This is a genomic window from Caulobacter segnis (genome assembly GCF_019931575.1).
Classification (GTDB): domain Bacteria; phylum Pseudomonadota; class Alphaproteobacteria; order Caulobacterales; family Caulobacteraceae; genus Caulobacter; species Caulobacter segnis_C.
On the sequence record NZ_CP082923.1, the window covers coordinates 4,915,846 to 4,934,725 of the forward strand.

The 18,880-nt window shown below is 69.8% G+C and carries 20 protein-coding genes; 9 read left to right on the forward strand and 11 right to left on the reverse strand.

Translation table 11 applies throughout. The features are described from left to right. Positions 1-3: 3 nt before the first annotated feature. The 3 genes from trpB to K8940_RS22530 all read right to left on the reverse strand — a co-directional run bounded on the left by trpB (position 4) and on the right by K8940_RS22530 (position 2,232). Positions 4-1,224, reverse strand: coding sequence for a tryptophan synthase subunit beta (gene trpB / locus K8940_RS22520; protein ID WP_223392266.1), 1,221 nt, complete (start codon positions 1,222-1,224; stop codon positions 4-6). A 15-nt stretch (positions 1,225-1,239) separates the two neighbouring features. Continuing rightward, positions 1,240-1,896 (reverse strand): phosphoribosylanthranilate isomerase, encoded by a 657-nt coding sequence (locus K8940_RS22525; RefSeq protein WP_223392267.1) that lies wholly within the window; start codon positions 1,894-1,896, stop codon positions 1,240-1,242. Between the two features lie 66 nt (positions 1,897-1,962). Further along, positions 1,963-2,232, reverse strand: coding sequence for an usg protein (locus tag K8940_RS22530; RefSeq protein ID WP_223392268.1), 270 nt, complete (start codon positions 2,230-2,232; stop codon positions 1,963-1,965). A gap of 626 nt (positions 2,233-2,858) precedes the next feature. Here K8940_RS22530 and K8940_RS22535 point away from each other — a divergent pair. After that, a complete protein-coding gene (locus K8940_RS22535; protein WP_223392269.1) occupies positions 2,859-3,458 on the forward strand; it encodes a YdeI/OmpD-associated family protein in 600 nt (199 codons plus the stop codon). A gap of 141 nt (positions 3,459-3,599) precedes the next feature. Here the strand turns inward: K8940_RS22535 and K8940_RS22540 are convergent, their stop codons facing one another. Then, positions 3,600-5,885, reverse strand: a complete 2,286-nt coding sequence (locus tag K8940_RS22540; RefSeq protein ID WP_223392270.1) for an NADP-dependent malic enzyme — start codon at positions 5,883-5,885, stop codon at positions 3,600-3,602. A 251-nt stretch (positions 5,886-6,136) separates the two neighbouring features. Here K8940_RS22540 and dapB point away from each other — a divergent pair, with 251 nt between their 5' ends. The 5 genes from dapB (at position 6,137) to K8940_RS22565 (ending at position 11,799) form a co-directional block, all read left to right on the forward strand. Next, on the forward strand, positions 6,137-6,925 hold the full coding sequence (gene dapB, locus K8940_RS22545) for a 4-hydroxy-tetrahydrodipicolinate reductase (RefSeq protein ID WP_223392271.1): 789 nt from the start codon (positions 6,137-6,139) through the stop codon (positions 6,923-6,925). A 52-nt stretch (positions 6,926-6,977) separates the two neighbouring features. Then, positions 6,978-10,232, forward strand: coding sequence for a YdbH domain-containing protein (locus K8940_RS22550; RefSeq protein WP_223392272.1), 3,255 nt, complete (start codon positions 6,978-6,980; stop codon positions 10,230-10,232). Positions 10,233-10,267: 35 nt separating this feature from the next. Further along, positions 10,268-10,453 carry a YnbE family lipoprotein gene (locus K8940_RS22555; RefSeq protein WP_223392273.1) on the forward strand — a complete coding sequence of 62 codons (186 nt, stop codon included), beginning with the start codon at positions 10,268-10,270 and terminating at the stop codon, positions 10,451-10,453. 14 nt (positions 10,454-10,467) lie between these two features. Next, entirely contained in the window at positions 10,468-10,824 is a 357-nt protein-coding gene (locus K8940_RS22560; protein ID WP_223392274.1) for a YdbL family protein, read from the forward strand. 102 nt (positions 10,825-10,926) lie between these two features. Further along, a complete protein-coding gene (locus K8940_RS22565; protein ID WP_223392275.1) occupies positions 10,927-11,799 on the forward strand; it encodes an EamA family transporter in 873 nt (290 codons plus the stop codon). On the opposite strand, the gene cysQ is transcribed toward K8940_RS22565, so the two are convergent. Together cysQ and K8940_RS22575 are read right to left on the reverse strand one after the other, a co-directional pair. Continuing rightward, positions 11,796-12,578 (reverse strand): 3'(2'),5'-bisphosphate nucleotidase CysQ, encoded by a 783-nt coding sequence (gene cysQ / locus K8940_RS22570; protein ID WP_223392276.1) that lies wholly within the window; start codon positions 12,576-12,578, stop codon positions 11,796-11,798. The genes K8940_RS22565 and cysQ overlap by 4 nt on opposite strands. After that, positions 12,575-12,766 carry a DUF3553 domain-containing protein gene (locus K8940_RS22575; RefSeq protein WP_223392277.1) on the reverse strand — a complete coding sequence of 64 codons (192 nt, stop codon included), beginning with the start codon at positions 12,764-12,766 and terminating at the stop codon, positions 12,575-12,577. Before K8940_RS22575 ends, cysQ begins: the two co-directional genes overlap by 4 nt. Before the next feature lie 65 nt (positions 12,767-12,831). Here K8940_RS22575 and chpT point away from each other — a divergent pair, with 65 nt between their 5' ends. From chpT to K8940_RS22590, 3 genes are all read left to right on the forward strand, one after another. Next, a complete protein-coding gene (gene chpT, locus K8940_RS22580; RefSeq protein WP_223392278.1) occupies positions 12,832-13,509 on the forward strand; it encodes a histidine phosphotransferase ChpT in 678 nt (225 codons plus the stop codon). 102 nt (positions 13,510-13,611) lie between these two features. Continuing rightward, complete coding sequence (locus K8940_RS22585; protein WP_223392279.1) at positions 13,612-13,989, forward strand: response regulator; 378 nt, start codon at positions 13,612-13,614, stop codon at positions 13,987-13,989. Continuing rightward, positions 13,986-14,813, forward strand: coding sequence for a CheR family methyltransferase (locus K8940_RS22590; RefSeq protein WP_223392280.1), 828 nt, complete (start codon positions 13,986-13,988; stop codon positions 14,811-14,813). Before K8940_RS22585 ends, K8940_RS22590 begins: the two co-directional genes overlap by 4 nt. Here the strand turns inward: K8940_RS22590 and K8940_RS22595 are convergent. The 5 genes from K8940_RS22595 to K8940_RS22615 all read right to left on the reverse strand — a co-directional run bounded on the left by K8940_RS22595 (position 14,774) and on the right by K8940_RS22615 (position 18,775). Continuing rightward, positions 14,774-15,889: a hypothetical protein gene (locus tag K8940_RS22595; protein ID WP_223392281.1), complete on the reverse strand. Its 1,116-nt coding sequence runs from the start codon at positions 15,887-15,889 to the stop codon at positions 14,774-14,776. The genes K8940_RS22590 and K8940_RS22595 overlap by 40 nt on opposite strands. A gap of 171 nt (positions 15,890-16,060) precedes the next feature. After that, entirely contained in the window at positions 16,061-16,195 is a 135-nt protein-coding gene (locus K8940_RS22600) for an entericidin A/B family lipoprotein (protein WP_125159551.1), read from the reverse strand. 95 nt (positions 16,196-16,290) lie between these two features. Then, complete coding sequence (locus K8940_RS22605) at positions 16,291-17,925, reverse strand: sensor histidine kinase (protein WP_223395955.1); 1,635 nt, start codon at positions 17,923-17,925, stop codon at positions 16,291-16,293. 56 nt (positions 17,926-17,981) lie between these two features. Further along, positions 17,982-18,587 (reverse strand): sigma-70 family RNA polymerase sigma factor, encoded by a 606-nt coding sequence (locus K8940_RS22610; RefSeq protein ID WP_223392282.1) that lies wholly within the window; start codon positions 18,585-18,587, stop codon positions 17,982-17,984. 2 nt (positions 18,588-18,589) lie between these two features. Then, the gene (locus tag K8940_RS22615) at positions 18,590-18,775 is read right to left on the reverse strand and encodes a NepR family anti-sigma factor (protein ID WP_081612907.1); all 186 of its coding nucleotides are present in this window, start codon (positions 18,773-18,775) and stop codon (positions 18,590-18,592) included. Positions 18,776-18,880 lie beyond the last annotated feature (105 nt).

Here is an 18,880-nt window from a genome sequence, read left to right on the forward strand (position 1 = left end):
ACCCTAGATCGAACGCCCGAGGGCGTCGGCCACGGTGAAGATGTCCTTGTCGCCCCGGCCCGACAGGCAGAGCACGATGACGCCGCCCTCGCCGATCTCCTTGGCCAGCTGCGGCAGCTTGGCCAGGGCGTGGGCGCTTTCCAGGGCCGGGATGATGCCCTCGAGCTCGGCGCACAGCTGGAAGGCCTTCAGGGCCTCGTCGTCGGTGCAGGTCAGGTACTGGGCCCGGCCGATGTCGTGCAGGAACGAGTGCTCCGGCCCGATGCCCGGATAGTCCAGGCCCGCCGAGATCGAGTGGGCGTCCTGGATCTGGCCGTCCTCGTCCTGCAGCAGATAGGTCTTGTTGCCGTGCAGGACGCCGGGACGGCCGCCGGTCAGGGACGCGGCGTGCTTGTCGGTCTCCAGGCCATGGCCCGAGGCCTCGACGCCGTAGATCTTGACGCTCTCGTCGGCCAGGAACGGGTGGAACATGCCGATGGCGTTCGACCCGCCGCCGACGCAGGCGACCACCGCGTCCGGCAGGCGGCCCTCGGCCTCCTGGATCTGCTCGCGGGTCTCGGTCCCGATCACCGCCTGGAAGTCTCGAACCATGGCCGGATAGGGGTGCGGGCCGGCGGCGGTGCCGATCATGTAGTAGGTGTCGTGGACGTTGGTGACCCAGTCGCGCATCGCCTCGTTCATGGCGTCCTTCAGGGTCGCCGCGCCCGAGGTCACCGGTCGCACTTCGGCGCCCAGCAGGTTCATGCGGAAGACGTTGGGCTTCTGCCGGGCGACGTCGACGGCGCCCATATAGACGACGCAGGGCAGGCCGAAGCGAGCCGTGACGGTGGCCGAAGCCACGCCGTGCTGGCCGGCGCCGGTCTCGGCGATGATCCGGGTCTTGCCCATGCGCTGGGCCAGCAGGATCTGGCCCATGCAGTTGTTGATCTTGTGCGCGCCGGTGTGGTTCAGCTCCTCGCGCTTGAAATAGATCTTCGCGCCGCCGAGGTGCTTCGAAAGCCGTTCGGCGAAATAGAGCGGGCTGGGGCGGCCGACATAGTGCGTCAGGTAGCCCTTCAGCTCCTTCTGGAAGCTGGGATCGTTCTTGGCCTCGGTGTAGGCGCGGTCCAGCTCCAGCACGAGCGGCATCAGCGTCTCGGCCACATAGAGGCCGCCGTAGTCGCCAAAGCGGCCCTTGGCGTCCGGATAGGCGGACCAATCGTTGGGCTTGGAAGGGGCGTTCACAGGCTCATCCAACAGCTAGACGCGTTTGACGGCGTCGAGAAACGCCGTGATCAGAGCGGGGTCCTTTAGGCCCGGACCGCGCTCCACGCCAGAGGAAACGTCCACGATCGGGGTTCCCGAGATCTTTACGGCCTCGGCCACGTTCCACGGATCCAGCCCTCCGGCCAGGAAATGCGGGCGAGAAAATCGCCGGCCGGCCAGCAGGCCCCAGTCGAAACGTGCGCCGGTTCCACCAGGCAGGGCGGAACCTTCCACGGGCTTGGCGTCGAACATCAGGTGTTCGGCGACCGTGTCGAAGGCCTGGGCCTGATCGACGTCGGCCGAGGCCGAGACCGAGAAGGCCTTGATCACGCCGACGCCGGAGCGGGCGGCGATCTCGCGGACCCGCGAGGGGGTCTCCTTGCCGTGGACCTGGATCAGGTCGGGCCGCATCGTGGCCATCAGGCGGTCGATGAGGGCGTCGTCGGGATCGACGGTGACGGCCACCGTCTTCACGCCGCGACCGCGAACCGGCTCGACCAGCCGCGCGGCGGTTTCGGGCGCGACGTCGCGCGGGCTCTTGTCGAAGAAGACGAAGCCCAGGAACGCCGCCCCGCCATCGAAGGCGGCCTTCACCGTCTCGGGCGTCGACAATCCGCAGATCTTGGCCCCAACACGGGGAAGAATGGTCATTGCGGTGGGGAGTTACGTGCGGGGAACCGCCGATGCAAGCCCAGCAAATCTCACTGCCCCAAAAGCTCACTGTAAAGTGAGCACCCCGTTCACGGCCCGCCATTCGCGCGGCCCGACCAGCCGGTTGTGGGCGATCCGCACCGAGTGCAGCACCCCGTCCAGCTCGCGGCTCCAGAAGTCGAGGAAGCCCTTCAGGGTCGGGAATTTCGGAGCCAGATCGTACTCCTGCCAGACATAGAGCTGCAGCAGGTGGGGATGGTCGGGCAGGTGATAATGAATCTCGGCCGTCGTCAGGCCATAGCCCCGCATCTGCAGTTCGAACGCACTGAACGTCATAGGACACTCCACGCGAAAGACACTGGAAGGGTCCGTCCACTGACCGAGTCGCTCAAGAGACGCGATGTCGCACGGCCGCGCCGCTTCACGCGGAGACCGCTGAAGGGATGGAAAGGGACGCGGAGCGCCCGGGCGTCGCCCGGAGGATGAGCAGTTTGATACCGTTTCGACGAAGCCAGAGCGCTCCGCGTGGCGCGTTATCCGGTGAGCCCACGAGGCGCGGGGTCTTAACCCGCTCTCACGAGAGGCCCCCGACGGGCGGGCCGGGGCGACGACCCCGGTCCCGGAACGCCCGGGCGATTTCAGCCCGGACCTGTCGCGGTCGCCGAAGCCTTCGCCGCCAGCCTTTCGTCCCGATGTTTCAGGGAGCCCGTGCTGGATCCGTCGCGAAGACGCCTTCCCGAAGAAAGACCGGCGAGCGCTTCCCGCTCGACCACCCCTGACAGCCGTCACGATCGCCGGCCGGACGTCCCTTTCAAGCCATCAGGTGCAGTTAGTATGGGGGCGCCCGTGAACGCGGATCATTCGCGCGCTCATCTTTTTCGGAAGGCATTGATCCGGCGCGGCTTTATCTCGAAAAGAACGGGGATACAGCCTCCCCAGTCCCCGTCGTCGCAGAGATTTCGATGGCCCCGATCAAGGTCGATCCCGCCCACGTCCATGAGTTCGTCGACGCCGAGGCCTTCCACGCCTGGCTGTCGAGGAACCACGACAAGGTCCCCGAGGCTTGGATCAAGATCCACAAGCTCGGCTCGGGCCTTCCGTCGATCAACGCCAAGCAGGCGATCGACGTCGTGCTGTGCTGGGGCTGGATCGACGGCGTGAAGAAGAGCTTCGACGAGAAGAGCTTCCTCCAGCGCTACACGCCGCGCGGCAAGAAGAGCATCTGGAGCCAGATCAATGTCGACAATGTCGCGCGGCTGATCGACGAGGGCCGGATGACGCAGCACGGTCTGCGCGAGGTCGAGGCGGCCAAGGCCGACGGCCGCTGGGACCGCGCCTACGCCAGCGGCAAGGACATGAAGATCGAGGGCGATCTGCTGGCGGCCATCGAGGCCAGTCCGAAGGCGAAAGAGATGATAGCGACGCTGTCAGCCCAGAACCGCTTCGCCCTCGCCTTCCGGGTCCACAACATGAAGACCGAGGCGGGTCGTAAGAAGAAGATCGCCGACCTGGTCGCCATGCTGGATCGGGGCGAGACGCCCTACCCGCAGAAGAAAAGGTAAGGGCCGGCCGGCGCCGCAAGGGGTGGGCGCCGACCGGAGGGCTTACGCGTCGGCTTACTCTTGCCAACGGGATCTAGATGGGACCGGACGTCGGCCGTTTAAGAGCCGTGCGACGCCCTGTCGCGGAGGTTGCGGCCAAGCCTATTCCGCCGTGTCGTCGACCGGCTGGTCGTAGGCCGCCATCATCGCCATGTTCAGGATCTTGGACACCGAGGCCGACAGCGGCGCGATCTGCACCGATTTGGAAAGACCCAGCAGCACCGGCCCGATCACCGTGGCCCCGCCCAGCGACTGCACCAGCTTGGTGGCGATCGAGGCCGAGTGGATGGCCGGCATGATCAGGATGTTGGCGCTGTCGGTCAGGCGCATGAACGGATAGTTGGCGCGCCGTTCCGGATCCAGGGCCAGCTCGGGCGGCATCTCGCCCTCGTACTCGAAGTCGACGGTCATCTCGTCGAGCATCGCCACGGCCTCGCGCACCTTCTCCGAGCGCAGGCCCATCGGGTTGCCGAAGGTCGAGTAGCTCATGAAGGCCACGCGCGGCTTGAAGCCCAGGCGCTTGACGGCGCGGGCGGCCTCGCAGGCGATCTCGACGATCTCGTCGGCCTCGGGCAGTTCGGTGACGTTGGTGTCGGCCACGAAGATCGTGCGGCCCTTGGCCAGCACCACGCTCATGCCCATGATCCGGCCGCCGGGGGCCGGGTCGATGACGCGCAGCACCTCTTCCAGGGCCTGGTCGAAGCTGCGGGTCACGCCGGTGACCATGCCGTCGGCCTCGCCCAGCGCCACCATCGAGGCGGCGAAGCTGTTGCGGTCCTGGTTGATCAGGCGCTGGACGTCGCGCTTCAGATAGCCCTGGCGCTGCAGGCGCTTGTAGAGCGCGTCGACATAGTCCGGATTGCGGTCGGACAGGCGCGCGTTGACGATCTCCAGGTCGGCGGCCTCGGGATCCAGGCCCACCAGCTTCATGTTCTCGTGCACCAGGTTCTCGCGGCCGCACAGGATGGCCCGGCCGTAGCCGCCCGTCTGGTAGGCGTAGGCGGCGCGGATGACGCTGGGATCCTCGCCCTCGGCGAACACGATGCGCTTGGGATTGGCCAGGACCGCGTTCGAGATCTTCTGCAGGAAGCCAGCGGTCGGATCCAGGCGCTGGGCCAGGCCCGCGCGATAGGCGTCCATGTCGGCGATCGGCTTGCGGGCCACGCCGGTGTCCATGGCCGCCTGGGCGACGAACGGCGGCACGTACCAGATCAGGCGCGGGTCGAAGGCCGAGGGGATGATGTAGTTGGGGCCGAACTTCAGCTGGCGGCCGTGATAGGCGGCGGCGACCTCGTCCGGCACGTCCTCGCGGGCCAGCATGGCCAGGGCCTGGGCGCAGGCGATCTTCATCTCGTGATTGACGCGGCGGGCCCGCACGTCCAGCGCGCCGCGGAAGATGTAGGGAAAGCCCAGGACGTTGTTGACCTGGTTGGGATAGTCCGACCGGCCCGTGCCCATGATCGCGTCCTTGCGGACCTTGTGCACCTCCTCCGGGGTGATCTCCGGATCGGGATTGGCCATGGCGAAGATGACCGGGTTGGGGGCCATCGAGGCGATCATTTCGGGGGTGAAGGCGCCCTTGGCGGACAGGCCCAGCAGCACGTCCGCGCCCTCGACGGCCTCGGCCAGGGTGCGCTTGTCGGTCTTGACCGCGTGGGCGCTCTTCCACTGGTTCATGCCGTCGGTGCGGCCCTGGTAGAGCACGCCCTTGCTGTCGACGGCGATGACGTTCTCGGGGCGGACGCCCATGGCCTTGATCAGCTCAAGCGAGGCGATGCCCGCCGCGCCGGGGCCGTTCAGCACCACCTTCACGTCCTCGATCTTCTTGCCGGTGATGTGGCAGGCGTTGATCAGGCCGGCGGCGCAGATGATCGCCGTGCCGTGCTGGTCGTCGTGGAACACCGGGATGTCGAGCAGCTCCTGCAGCTCGGTCTCGATACGGAAGCACTCGGGGCTCTTGATGTCCTCCAGATTGATGCCGCCGAAGGTGATGCCGATGTTCTTGACCACCGTGATGATCTCGTCGGGATCCTTGGAGTTGACCAGGATGTCGATGCTGTCGACGTCGCCGAAGCGCTTGAAGAGCACGGCCTTGCCCTCCATCACCGGCTTGGAGGCCAGCGCGCCGAGATCACCCAAACCAAGAATGGCGGTGCCGTTCGAGATCACGGCGACCATGTTGCCCTTGGAGGTATATTCGTAGGCCGCGTCGGGATCGGCGGCGATGGCGTGGACGGGAACGGCGACGCCGGGCGAATAGGCCAGCGACAGATCGCGCTGGGTCGCCATCGGCTTGGTCGGGGTCACCGCCAGCTTGCCGGGCTGGGGGTAACGGTGGAAGGCCAAGGCCTCCTCATCCGTGAAGGTCTTGCGTTCCGCGTCGCTCATCCGGCGTTTCCCATTCCTGCTGCGCAAGTCGAAGAAGGGGCGCGCCGATCGATGCGAACGCGCCCTTATGCGCCGCCAGCGTAGCGACGGCGGCGGAGCGTCACAACCGGGCGAACTCCGAAAATCCCAGCAAACGCTTGTTGGGATTGGCGTTGCGTCAACCTCGCTGACCTTCGGGAAGCCGGCGCGAGGTTGACCTCGGGGGGCGGAATGGGTGATTTGCCGGGCTAGGTTTCGTGTCGGAGAGCGCCTTGTCCCAGCCCGTGAAGATCGCCGTCGCCGGCGCCCTCGGCCGCATGGGCCAGGCCGTGGTCCAGACGCTGGACGGCCGGACCGACGCGATCGTGGCCGCCCGCTTCGACCGCCCGGGCGTCGAGGGCGAACACCTGGTTGGCGCCGACGCGGCCCTGGCCGCCGCCGACGCCGTCATCGACTTCACCGTGCCCGAGGCCTCGGCCCTGCTGGCCGAGGCGGCCGCCGCCCGCGCGGTCCACCACGCCCACGCCCCGGCCCTGATCATCGGCTCGACCGGCTTCACCGACGACCAGCTGGCCCGCATCGACGCCGCCGCCAAGAAGGTCGCCATCGTCCGTTCGGGCAACTATTCGCTGGGCATCAACATGCTGATGGGCCTGGTGCGCCAGGCCGCCGCCGCCCTGCCGGCCCAGGACTGGGACATCGAGGTCTACGAGGCTCACCACAAGCGCAAGGTCGACGCCCCCTCGGGCACGGCCCTGATGCTGGGCGAGGCCGCCGCCGGCGGGCGCGGGGTCGGACTGGGCCAGGTCGCCGACCGCGGCCGGGACGGCGTCACCGGTCCCCGCAAGGAAGGCGCGATCGGCTTCTCGGTCGTGCGCGGCGGCGGGATCATCGGCGAGCACAGCGTGATCTTCGCCGGCGAGTCCGAGAGCCTGACCCTGTCGCACTCGGCCATCGACCGGGGCCTGTTCGCCCGGGGCGCCATCGCCGCCGCCGTCTGGGTCAGGGGCAAACCGCCCGGCCTCTACGACATGCAGGACGTGCTGGGTTTCTCGAGGTAGGGATCTAAAGCTTGGCCGGGGGGCTTCTTAGGGATCTAGACTTCAGGACCTGATGGACGACCCCGCGACCACCCCCGAACCGAACAGCCCGCCTCCCAAGAGTTCATCTGGGCGCGCCTGGGATCGCGCGCGCCTGGTCGATCTCGGCCTGGAAGCCGTGTCGCTGTCGATGCTGGCCTTCATCGCCACCGGCCTGGTCGTCTGGTCGGGTCGGCGCGAGATCAGCCGAGAACTGGCCGAGGCCTGGCTGCGCGACCACGGGATCGAGGCCGCCGTCGAGCTGGACGACCTGGACGCCACAGGCTTCACCGGCAAGATCCGTCTCGGCGCGCGCGACAATCCGGTCTTCTCGGCCGATCGCCTGGAGGTGGCCTACGACCTGGCCGCGCCCTGGAATGGCGAAAAGTTCGGCGTCCAGACCCGCGCCGTGCGCCTGGTCCGCCCCCGTGTGCTGGCCAGCATCGACGCGAAGGGTCAGGTGCGCTTCGGCGCCCTGCAGCCCCTGATCGACGAGGCGCTGAAGTCGCCCCGCAAGCCCAACGTCCCCGGCCCGGCCATCCTGGTCGAGGACGCGCGGCTGGACCTCATCACGCCCGGCGGCCGCGCGCGGATCACCGGCGACGCCAGCCTGGACGACGGCCAGCTGCTGCGCCTCGACGGTCGCCTGGCCCCGCTGCGCTACGCCGTCGACAACCTGGCGCTGGACAGCAAGGGCGCGACGGTCTCGGCCCGCAAGCGCGGCGACCGGCTGACCATCGAGGTCTCGGTGGCCATCGACAGCCTGGACAGCGAGACCGCCGACCTGGCCGGCGCCGCCGCCAGCCTGTCGGCCGACCTGCCCTATCCAGACCTGGCCAAGCTGACCGCCAGTGGTCCGCTGGAGGCGCGGCTGGCGGTGCGCGCCGACGGCGGCCGGCTGGGCGACGGCCAGGCGCGGACCCTGGCCGGCGACCTGGCCCTGGCCGGCCGGATCGAGGGCGGACTGGACAACTTCGCCTTCCTGGGCCGCGCGCGGGGAGGCCTGCGCGGCGCGCGGCTGTCGGCCCCGTCCCTGGACGCCCGCGACGCCAGCCTGGCCCTGGAGCTCACCCGCGTCTCGGCCGGCCGGGCCCAGGGCCGTGTCACCGCGCGCGGCGCGGCCAGCGCCGAACTGCGCGCCGGCGAGGCCGTGGCCGGCGGCGCGGCCTTGCGCGGCCTGCGGGCCGGCGTCCGCTCCGACAATCTGGGCCTGACGTTGGGGGGCGGGACTGTCGCGGTCGACGGCCCCCTGGCGGTCGACGCCGAGGCCGCCCGGCTGGCCGGCGGCGCGCTCGCCCTGGCCTCGGCCCGGCTGAACGCCCGGGGCCGGATCGACCAGGGAGCCCAGGGCCTGACCCTGGCGCTGGACGGCTCGGCCGGCGGCCGCAGCGGGATCTCCGGCCCCGACGCCGAGCGCCTGGCCGCCCTGATCCCCAACCCCGCCTATGGCAAGCCGTTGTCCCAGGCCCTGCGAACCTTCGACCTGTCCCTGCCCGCCGTCGGTCTGGACCTGAAGGGTGGGCGCACGCGGGTGACCCTGGCCAAGGAAGCTCGCCTGTCCGCGCCCAACGGCGTGGTCCTGAGCGCCAACGCCCCGAAAGGCCTGCTGCTGGACGCCGGGCCGGATGGCGCGCGCGGCGGGCTGCAAGCCGCGCTGTCGGGCGGCGGCCTGCCGGTCGTCAAGATCGCCGCGCCCACCTGGCGCGCCAAGGGCGGGGTGGTGACCTCGCCCCTCTCCATCGCCACCGACAACTTCGACCTGCCGCCGATCCAGGGCGTCAGCGGCAAGGTCGACGGTCAGGCGCGCATCGCCGGCGGCCGCTTCACCCTGACCACGGCCAAGTGCGTCCCGATCACCGCCAAGGCCTACGCCCTGGGCGAGAACCCCGTCACCGACGTCAAGGCCAGCCTGTGCCCGGCCAAGGCCCCGCTGGTCGCGGCCGGCGCGAACGGCTGGAGCGCGGCCCTGCGCTTCGAGAACGGCGAGGGCGCGCTGGCCGTCGCCGAGGCCAAGCTGCAGAACGTCAAGGGCGAGGCGACGTTCGGAGGGACCGGCGGTTTCGACCGGGCCAGCGTCCGGGTCGACGGCGCGGCGGTGACCGACGCCGCCCCCGAGCGCCGCTTCAACAGCATCCTCGCCAAGGGCGGCCTGACGCTGTCGGGCGGGGTGTGGGGCGGGACCTTCCAGGCCACGACGCCGGTCGGGGCGCCGCTGGGCGAGATCCGCCTGCGCCATGTCGTGGCCACCGGCAAGGGCCGGGCCGACATCGACGCCAGCAAGCTGGCCTTCGCCAAGGGCGGGCTGCAGCCGGCCGAGCTGTCGCCGATGGCCGCCTTCGCCAAGAACGCCCAGGGCCCGGCCAGCTTCACCGGCGTCTTCGCCTGGGATGCGCAGGGCGCGACCAGCCGGGGCCGGTTGGTGGTCGACAGGATGGATTTCACCAGCCCGATCGGCTTCGTGGCCACCCTGGATGGCGCGGTCGCGTTCGACAGCCTGGCCCCGCTGACCACCGCCCCGAACCAGACCCTGAAGATCGTGCGCATCGACAGCCTGGTGCCGCTGACCGCGATCGAGTCGGTGTTCCAGCTGGGCGCGGACGCCCTGCACATCTCCAAGGCCACGTTCGAGGCCGCCAAGGGCCGCATCTCCATCGAGCCGACGGACGTGCCGTTCGAACCCGGCAAGACGATCAGCGGCGTCATCGTCATCGAGCACCTGGACCTGGGCGAGGTGCTGGCCGCCTCGTCCCTGGCCGACAAGGTCAAGGCCCAGGCCGTGGTCGACGGCCGCCTGCCCTTCACCTTCGGGCCCGAGGGCCTGCGCTTCCAGCAGGGCAAGATCCAGGCGATCCAGCCGGGTCGCATCGAGCTGTCGCGCGCGGCCCTGACCAGCGTCGAGGCCAGCCCCACCGACAGTCCCGGCGCGCCGCCCAGCCAGCCCGCCCAGGTCAACGCCATCCAGGACTTCGCCTACCAGGCCATGGAGAACCTGGCCTTCGACCAGCTGGAAGCCGGCGTGAACAGCACCGACAAGGGCCGCCTGGGGGTCCTGTTCCACATCAAGGGCGAGCACGACCCCAAGGTCGCCGAGAAGGCGCGGGTCGGGATCCTGGACCTGTTGCGCGGCAAGGCCTTCAACAAGCGCATCGCCCTGCCGGCCAAGACGCCGGTCGACCTGACCCTCGACACGTCGCTGAACTTCGACGAGCTTCTGGCGGCCTGGCGCCGCTCGTTCGCCGAGGAAGAGGCCACGACCACCGAATCCCGTTCAGGTCCGGTTCAACCGTGACCGGCCATCCTGAACACGAACTGGAGATCAGACGCATGAAGAAGCGCGCCCTCTTGCTGGGCCTCGTCGCGACGGGAGCGCTCGGCGCGGCCGCCTGCACGCCCACCGTCCGCGTGAAGGTCGACCCGATCAATATCTACGCCAAGCTGGACGCCGACGTGCGCGTGCGACTGGACAAGGAAGTCCAGACGCTGATCCAGCAGAACCCGAACCTGTTCTAAGAGGAGGAACCGACATGATCCGCAAGACGATGACGGTTCTGGCGCTGGGCCTGGCGATGGCCGCCGGCGGCGCCAACCTGGCCCTGGCCCAATCGGCCGCCGCCAAGGCCGCCGTGGACTCGGCCAAGGCCGCCGGTACGGTCGGCGAACAGGCCGACGGCTATCTGGGCATTGTGTCCGGCGGCGACGCCGGCCTGCGCTCGGCCGTGGCCGAGATCAACACCGGCCGCGCCGCCGCCTACAAGGACATCGCCGCCAAGACGGGCGTGACCCCCGAGGCCGCCGGTCAGGCCACCGCCAAGCAGCTCTACAGCCGCCTGGCGCCCGGCCAGTACTGGAAGCCGCTGGATGGCGGCTGGGTGAAGAAGTAGTCGCCGCAAAGCGCCCCCTCCCCCTCGCGAAACGGGGGAGGTTGGGGGTGCGATGCGGTCACGCATCGTGACGGAGGGGGCGTCACGGCCTAGATAGGCCTCATGCCCGCCGCCCGCCAACGCTTCCTGCCCTATGCCGCCCTGCTCGGGGCCATCGCCACGCTGTGCGTCGGCACCTCGCTGGCCAAGGGCCTGTTTCCGCTGGTCGGGGCGCAGGGGACCAGCGCCTATCGGGTCGGTTTCGCGGCCCTGATCCTGGTTCTCGTCTGGCGGCCCTGGAACCACCCCATCGCCCGCGCCGACCTCGGCCGGATCGCGCTGTACGGCGCGGTGATGGGCCTGCTGAACCTCAGCTTCTACATGGCCATCCGCACCATCCCGCTGGGCCTGGCCGTGGCGATCGAGTTCACGGGCCCCCTGGTCGTGTCCGTGGCCAGCTCGCGCAAGCTGATCCACTTCGTCTGGATCGGTCTGGCCGTCGTGGGCCTGGCCCTGCTGCTGCCGATCGATCCCGGCGCCCAGCGGCTGGATCCCGTCGGGGTCAGCTTCGCCTGCGTCGCCGCTGTGATGTGGGCGCTGTACATCATCCTGGGCAAGCGGACCGGCCACCTGCACGCCGGACGCTCGGTGGCCCTGGGGATGGTCACCGCGGCCCTGATCGTGGTGCCGATCGGCTTCGCCTCGGCCGGGACCGCCCTGTTCCAGCCCAAGCTGATCGCCCTGGGCCTGGTGGCGGCGGTGCTGTCCAGCGCCATCCCCTATTCGCTGGAGATGATCGCCCTGCGCGCCATTCCCAAGCGGACGTTCGGCGTCATGCTCAGCCTGGAGCCGGCGGCGGGCGCCCTCGCCGGCCTGGTCATCCTGCACGAGCGCTTGGTCCTGACCCAGTGGCTGGCCATCGCCGCCATCGTCGCGGCCTCGGCCGGGGCGATCCTGACGACGCCGCCGGAAACGGGGATCGAGGACGCGCCCTAGCGCTGTCCGCCCCGCGCCACGAACCAGCCGTTGCGGAAGCCCTGGTCGGCCTTGCCGTAGGTGAAGGGCGAGCCGTCCGGCTGGGTGAACGTCCCACCGGCCGCGACCAGCACCGCGTGGGCCGCGGCGGTGTCCCATTCCGACGTCGGGCCATGGCGCGGATAGATGTCGGCCGAGCCCTCGGCGATACGGCACATCTTGATCGAGCTATCCATCGGCGCGCGCAGGTCGAAGCCGTACTCGGCGGCCAGTTCGGCGGCCTTTTCCTCGCGCATGGTGTGGCTGACCAGGCCCAGGGCCTGGCCGGTCGGCCAGGGGCGGATGCGGGCCGGCGTCTCGGCCCCGTCGACGCCCTCGCGCTTGACCGCGCCGTCCGCTGTCGTGAACCACACCTCGCCCGTGGCCGGGGCGCAGACGGCGCCGGCGACCGGCACGCCATGATCGATCAGGCCGATATTCACCGTGAAGTTGGGATCGCCGCGCACGAAGGCCTTGGTGCCGTCGACCGGATCGACCAGGAAGAAGCGCGGCCCCACCGCGTCCGGCGTCCCGAACTCGCTGGCGTGCTCCTCGGAGATCACCGTGACGTCCGGATAGAGCTCGGCCAGGCGTTGCAGGATCAGGCGTTCGCCGGCGCGGTCGGCCTCGGTGACAGGGCTCTCGTCGGCCTTCTGGGCCACGGCCAGCTCGGTCTTCCAGAACGGCAGGATGACCACCGCCGCCTCTTCGGTGATCTTCGCGAGGGCTCGGCCCCAATCCGCGAGGTTGTCGTTGCTCATTCTTGCCCTCTGGGGTCGTCGCCGACGAAAACCAGACGCACGCGCGTGGCGTCGATGGTCTGCTTGCCGGCCTCTTCGAAATTGACGGTCACGCGGTGTCCGATCACGGACTGAACCTGGCCCAGGCCCCAGTCGGGCTGGCCGGGATGGCGCACCAAAACGCCGGGCTCTAGAAACGGATCGGTCACGGGCGCTTTCAATAGAGGGCCAGCCCCGTTTGCCAAAGCCTCAAATCACGGCAGAGTTCGCCGCCATGACCGACACCGTTTCCGAGACCCCGACTCCCGCGTCCCCCGAAACGGACGTCCAGGGCCCCGACTTCGCCGCCATGCTGGCCGCGCGCCTGTGCCACGACTTCATCAGCCCGGCCAGCGCCATCGTCTCGGGCCTGGATCTGCTGGACGACCCGGCCGCCCAGGACATGCGCGACGACGCCATGAACCTGATCGCCTCGTCGGCCCGCAAGCTGGCCGATCTGCTGCAATTCACCCGCGTGGCGTTCGGGGCCTCGGCCTCGGCAGAGAACTTCGACTCCCGCGAGCTGGAAAAGCTGGCCCAGGGCGTGTTCGCTCACGTCCGGCCGACCCTGGACTGGCAGATCGAGCCGCAGGCGATGAACAAGCCCTCCTCGCGCGCCATCCTCAACATCGCCCAGATCGCCGCCAGCGCCCTGCCGGCCGGCGGCGTGGCGACGGTCAAGGGCGTGGCCGCCGACGGCCGCTTCTCGATCATCGCCGACGCCAACGGCCCCCGCGCCCGCCTGCGGCCCGAGGTGTTGGCCGGCCTGAAGGGCGAACCCCTGGCCGAAGGCCTGGGCGGTCCGTGGGTGCAGGCGGCCTATCTGAACGCCCTGGTCCGCGCGGCCGGCGGCCAGATCGCCGTCGAGCTGGGCGAGGAACGCGCCAGCATCGCCGCCTGGGTCCCGGCCTAGGGGGGCTTCGCGCCCCGTTTCGACTGTTTTCATTTGTCGCACCCCGATCCGGGGTTCGGCAAACCGCTCCTTAACCAGACCGCGCGACGATGGCCGTCTGGATTGGAGCGCGCCGTGAAGACCTGTCTCGTGGTCGACGACAGCCGGGTGATCCGCAAGGTCGCCCGCCGGGTCCTCGAGGACATCGGCTTCGAAATCGCCGAGGCCGCCGATGGCATCGAGGCCCTGGCGTGGTGTCGCGCGGCCATGCCCGACGCCGTGCTCCTGGATTGGAACATGCCGGTGATGAACGGCATCGAGTTCTTGCGCCAACTGCGCTCCGAGCCCGGCGGCGACGCGCCCAAGGTCATCTTCTGCACGGTCGAGAACAGCATCGACCATATCCGCACGGCCCTGGAGGCCGGGGCGGACGAGTACATCATGAAGCCGTTCGACGGCGACATCATCGAGGCGAAGTTCGCCGAGGCGGGGCTGCTGTGACCCCCGAGGACATGGACCTGCTGGCGGCCCTGGGCCGCGCCCGCGCCGGCGTGCGGGTCGAGGTCGAGAAACCCTATCTGATCGAAAGCCGCCTGGCCCCGCTGGCCCGGCGCGAAGGCTACGAGTCGATCGAAGCCCTGATCGAGGGCCTGCGCGCCCATCGCGAGGAGCGTCTGATCTGGGCCGTGGTCGAGGCCCTGTGCCGCTGCGAGACCACCTTCTTCCGCGGTCGCGAGGCCTTCGCCCAGCTGCGTGACGAGGTGCTGCCGGCCCTGTCGCAGCGCCGCGAGACGCCGATCCGGATCTGGAGCGCCGCCTGCGCCACCGGCCAGGAGGTCTATTCGATCGCCATGGCGGCCGCCGAGTCGACGCGGATGGCGACCGGCGCGCGGTTCGAGTTCTTCGGTTCCGACCTCTCCGAGCGCTGTCTGGAGAAGGCCCAGGCAGGTCTCTACACCCAGTTCGAGGTCCAGCGCGGCCTGCCGATCCGCCTGCTGGTCGAGCATTTCGAGAACCACGACGACACCTGGATGATCTCGCCGCGCATCCGCCAGATGGTGCGCTGGAAGCGGATCAACCTGCTTTCCGACCTGTCGGCCATGGGTCGCTTCGACGTGATCCTGCTGCGCGGCGTGCTGCGCGGCATGCACGCGGCCCTGCGCGGCAAGGTGATCCAGTCGCTGGTCGCCCTGCTGCCGTCCGACGGCGTGCTGGTGCTGGATCCGGAAGACGACATCGCCGGACTGGACGACCTGCTGGTCGCCGCGCCCGGCCAAGCCGGGATCTATCTGCGCGATCCGTCGGTGCGCGCCGCCGCGGCGTAGGCCTTAGCGGGCGCCCGCGCCAGGGTCGCGCCGCCCATCAGGCCGCCTACGGCCTCTCCCAGCTTGGTCATCGGCCCCACCGGCGCCGGCGTCACCGCCGCGAACGACGGCGCCAGCTTGCGAAACAGGATCGGCGGCGCCTCGGGCCCGACGATGGCCTGGTGCAGGTCCATCAGGTCGACCACCTCGCGCGCGGCCCGGCGCCACCGCACCGGCGGGGCGATGCCGTGCGGGGCCGGGGCGCGGCAGTCGGAGAAGTCGGGCCTCAGGCCGCAGCCGGCCTCGATCGCCGCCTCGACCTGGCGGGCATAGGCCTGATCACGGGCCAGGCGGTCGACATCGACCACCAGGTCCGCCTGCGGCAGGGCCTTCAGGTACGAGCGCAGCCACACGGCCAGGAAGGCCTGGAACGAGACGCTGGCCGGGGCGCGCTTGAGCTTGCCGCGCACGGCGGCCAAGCGCTGGTCTAGCGTCCCGCCAGTATTGAAGTCATGGCCCAGCAGGGTGAAGGCGACGTCCTCGCAGCCGGCCATTTCCGACAGCAGGACATAGTGACAAAGCTCGAAATAGGTTGGCCGGGGGCGCTTGCGCAGCGAATAGAACGACAGCCACTGCTGCACCGGGTCGCGGACCAGCATGACGTGGAAGCCGCCGAACCGGCGCTTGAGCCAGCCCACCCGGCCCAGGGTGCGGCAGCAGGCCAGGACCGGCGTCTCGCCGCGCTGGCGGGCCGCGTCGACCAAGCCTTCCACATAGGCCTGCTGAGCCAGGTCGCTGGCCTCGGGCTCGATCCAGAAGCGGTCGAGGGCGAAGCTGGCGTCGAAGGCTTTGACCCCGCCGGCCGGGTCCAGGACGACCTCAAATTCCTTGAGGTAGGGATCGGTCCCGCCCGGATGGCGCAGGCCGCTGTTGTCGGGGGTCTCGGCGTTGATCGTCCGGGCCGTCACCCGCGCCAGCTGCTCGTGCCACGGCTCGTAGTAGGCGCGCACGCCGGCCAGGGCCCGGAAGCGATGCCAGACATAGGTGCTGGAACAGCGCCAGCCGCTGTGGACGAAGACGGTGGTGGTGTTCGGCAAGCGCCCGGAGCCCTCGATGAGGCCGCAAGCGTGGCGGGTCAAGTTTGCAGCGCGATGGCGACGGACCGCCCTGAGGTTGCAGGGCCGAAACACTTCGGCGGTTGCTGAAAGACAAGAAGGCCCGCCGGCGGACCGGCGGGCCTTCAAAATCAGGAAAGGGTCGAAAGGCCCTTACTTGACGTCCTTGGCCGTTTCGCTGACGGCCTTGCCGGCCGACGAGACGTCCTTGCCGGCGCCTTCGACGGTGTTGCAGGCCGCGACCGACAGGGACGCGAGGGCGGCGGCGATAATCACGAGTTTCCGCATGGTCTTCTCCGGTGTTCGCCCCAGGCATCGGGGAAGGAGGGGCGTGTGAATAAGTGCCCCCAGAGAACGTCAGCGGCGAAGCTAGGTTCCGGATTTCAGGCGGCGGGCGCCACGGCCTGCGGCGTGGGGAAGATCAGCCGCACGGTCAGGCCCCTCGGCGTCTGGCTCTCGAACGAGACCTTGCCGCGCAGCTGGCGCGCGAAGGCGGTCATCAGGGTGCGCCCCACCCCGCCGCCCAGGCTGTCGGCCGCGCCGGGGCCGTCGTCGCTGATCGACAGCTCGGCCTCCTCGCCGCGCACGTGGAACCCGACCGCCAGCGTGCCGCCATTGGGTCCGAACGCGTGCTTCTGGGCGTTGGTGATGGCCTCGACGGCGAACAGCGCGATCGGGGCCAGGCGGTCCGGGTCGATGACCAGCGGGTCGGCGTGGACCTCGGTGCGCACCAGCGGCGAGGTGCTCATGTCGTTGGCCAGGAGCTGGGCGGTCAGCTCCTCCAGGAACGGCCGCAGGTCCACCCGCTTGAGATCCGGCCCCTGGTAGAGGGCGCGGTAGATCTGGGCCAGGGCGGTGATCCGCTGGCGCGTGTCGTTCATCGCCGCCTTGGCCGCCGGATCGGCCAGCGCCCGCTGCTGCATGTTCAGCAGCGAGGTGATGATCTGCAGGTTGTTCTTCACCCGGTGATGGATCTCGCGCATCAGCGCGTCCTTCTCGGCCAGGCTGTCCATCAGCGAGGCGTCGCGGGTGACGATGGTCCCGGCCATGGCGTCGAGGGTGGCGGCCAGCTCGCGGATCTCGGGCGGCGCGCGCTCGGCCTGCAGGGGGCGAACGGTGAAGCGGCCCCGCGCGTAGATCGCCGCCACGCGCTGCAGGTAGACGATCCAGCGGACCACCCCGCGCTCGGCCACCCACAGCACCGTGGCCAGGGCCAGGAAGAAGGCCAGCAGCGGCAGCAGCATGCGCGAGATCGGGTTGATCCAGGCCCAGGACAGCAGGCCGGGCTCGGGCGCCGACAGGATGACGAAGACATTGTTGTCGGTCATCGGCGCCGCCGAGTAGGTGCGCGTCCGATTCTCGAGGTCGTGGCCGTTCCACAGGGCCGAGCCGTCCTTGGCCGCCTCGCGAAGCCAGCGATTGGGCACGGTCTCGAAGACCTGGGGATCGGTGGCGGCGAAGATCCGGCCGTTGGTGTCGGCCAGGGCCACCTCCGCGCCGTCCGGCATGAAGCGGCTGGCGGTCTCCAGCTTGAGGTCGCCCAGGGTCAGGACCGCGGCCATCGCCCCGTCGAAGCGCTCAGGCGTGCCGGCGCGCACCGCCGCCAGCACCGCAGGCTCATTGGCGTAGGCGGCGCCGGGATCGGCCGCGACGACCATTCGGGCGCCGTCGCGCAGCGCCTGGAACCACGGCCGCGCGCCGCGCTGGGCGTCATAGGGCGTGGTGGCGGCGGCGCAGGCCACGCGGCCGCGCACGTCGAAGCGAATCAGGTTGGCGTAGCCGGTGAGGCGCGCGCGCACGTCGGCCAGGCGCTGGGCGCACTCCAGCCCGATCGAGCCGGGGCCCAGGGTCTGCAGCAGGCCCCCGGCGGCCTCGATGCGAGCGTGGGCGATCGTCGCGCTGTAGCCCGCGGCCAGTTCCAGGCTCTGGCGACGCGCGTCGGCCTCCGCCCGGAAGGCGAAGATCGACTGCAGGCCGCCGAGGATGAGCACCGGCAACAGGGCCACGCACAGCGCCACGGCCAGGCGGACCCGAATGGAGGTAACGGCCTGCGCGGCGCGCCCGGCGAGGGCGTTCACCGAAGAGAGCTCAGCCGCTCCGCGTCGGCCAGGATCGCGTGCATGGCGTCGCCCGCCGCGCCGCCGTCACGATCATAGGCCCCCGCCTCGAGAATGGCCTGCAAGGCCCGGCGGGCCCGGCTGACCCGGCTCTTCACCGTGCCGACGGCGCAGCCGCAGATGTCGGCCGCCTCCTCGTAGGCGAAGCCGCCGGCCCCGACCAGGATCAGGGCTTCGCGCTGTTCGGCCGGCAGCATGGCCAGGCCCAGGCGCAACTCGTCCAGGGCGACGGGCGCTTCCGGATCGTCGACCGCCACCAGGGTCCGCTCGGCGGCTTCCTGGTCCAGCTGGCTCTGGCGCCAGCTGCGGCGCTTCTCGGAATAGAACTGGTTGCGCAGGATCATGAAGGTCCAGGCCTTCATGTTGGTGCCCAGCTGGAAGGACGCGCGCGCGTCCCACGCCTTCATCATGGCGTCCTGCGCCAGGTCGTCAGCGGCCGTCGGGTCCCCGGTCAGGGTGCGGGCGAAGGCGCGCAGATGCGGGATGAGAGTGACCAGCTCGCGCTTGAACGCGTTGTCACGGGCGGGATCGGGCTCGGAGCGGCCGACGCGCGGTTCGCTCATGCTCAACGACCTCCCGCCGGCGGTTCAGCCTTGCGCAGGATGTCGAGGAATTCGTCGGGCACAGGCTCGTTGACGACCTCGTCGAACATCTGGCGCAGCTTCACGCCGATCGCCTGCTGACGCAGGCGCGCCTCGTCCAGCGCCGCGGCGCTCTTGCGTTTGTCTTCCATAGGTACGTGTTCGATCATATCCTCGACACCGAGATGCATCGGCGTCCGCCCCCTTTGGCCGAATGTCTTTCCGCCAGACGACAACGTGGTTTTCCGTACCGGGTTCCATAAGCTTGGGCATAG

Coding starts and splice junctions, on each gene's coding strand:
- K8940_RS22535 (WP_223392269.1), top strand. CDS start 2,859: ATGGCCCCGATCAAGGTCGATCCCGCCCACGTCCATGAGTTCGTCGAC.
- chpT (WP_223392278.1), top strand. CDS start 12,832: ATGACCGACACCGTTTCCGAGACCCCGACTCCCGCGTCCCCCGAAACG.
- K8940_RS22550 (WP_223392272.1), top strand. CDS start 6,978: ATGGACGACCCCGCGACCACCCCCGAACCGAACAGCCCGCCTCCCAAG.
- K8940_RS22530 (WP_223392268.1), bottom strand. CDS start 2,232: ATGACGTTCAGTGCGTTCGAACTGCAGATGCGGGGCTATGGCCTGACG.
- K8940_RS22525 (WP_223392267.1), bottom strand. CDS start 1,896: ATGACCATTCTTCCCCGTGTTGGGGCCAAGATCTGCGGATTGTCGACG.
- cysQ (WP_223392276.1), bottom strand. CDS start 12,578: ATGAGCAACGACAACCTCGCGGATTGGGGCCGAGCCCTCGCGAAGATC.
- K8940_RS22610 (WP_223392282.1), bottom strand. CDS start 18,587: ATGAGCGAACCGCGCGTCGGCCGCTCCGAGCCCGATCCCGCCCGTGAC.
- K8940_RS22565 (WP_223392275.1), top strand. CDS start 10,927: ATGCCCGCCGCCCGCCAACGCTTCCTGCCCTATGCCGCCCTGCTCGGG.
- K8940_RS22600 (WP_125159551.1), bottom strand. CDS start 16,195: ATGCGGAAACTCGTGATTATCGCCGCCGCCCTCGCGTCCCTGTCGGTC.
- K8940_RS22615 (WP_081612907.1), bottom strand. CDS start 18,775: ATGATCGAACACGTACCTATGGAAGACAAACGCAAGAGCGCCGCGGCG.
- K8940_RS22560 (WP_223392274.1), top strand. CDS start 10,468: ATGATCCGCAAGACGATGACGGTTCTGGCGCTGGGCCTGGCGATGGCC.
- K8940_RS22540 (WP_223392270.1), bottom strand. CDS start 5,885: ATGAGCGACGCGGAACGCAAGACCTTCACGGATGAGGAGGCCTTGGCC.
- K8940_RS22555 (WP_223392273.1), top strand. CDS start 10,268: ATGAAGAAGCGCGCCCTCTTGCTGGGCCTCGTCGCGACGGGAGCGCTC.